Genomic DNA, 246 nt, shown 5'->3' with positions numbered 1-246 from the left:
AATCTTCTGCTCTAAATAAGCCCTGCAGTGCTAATGCAGTAGAGGCCTGTGTGCCATTTAATAGTGCTAAGCCTTCTTTAGCAGCTAATGTCAGTGGCTCTAGCCCTGCAATTTTTAACCCCTGTTCTGCGCTTATTAGCTCTCCTTGATAGCGCATTTTCCCTTCACCTAATAAAGGCAGGCACATATGAGCAAGGGGGGCTAAATCGCCCGATGCGCCTACTGAGCCTTTTTTAGGCACGCATG

Annotated in this window: 1 protein-coding gene; it reads right to left on the bottom strand. The window is 47.6% G+C overall.

Annotated features, from left to right (window positions below; all coding sequences use genetic code 11):
* The coding region (locus SB724_RS21400) for an aromatic amino acid lyase (RefSeq protein WP_410573039.1) at positions 1 to 241 on the bottom strand (241 nt) is incomplete at its 3' end.
* Between the last annotated feature and the right edge of the window lie 5 nt (positions 242 to 246).

Source organism: Bacillus sp. SIMBA_031, from assembly GCF_046535225.1.
GTDB classification, from domain to species: Bacteria; Bacillota; Bacilli; order Bacillales; family Bacillaceae; genus Bacillus; species Bacillus velezensis.
Note: the sequence above shows the minus strand (reverse complement) of the source record. Positions and strands in the feature narration are given on the sequence as shown.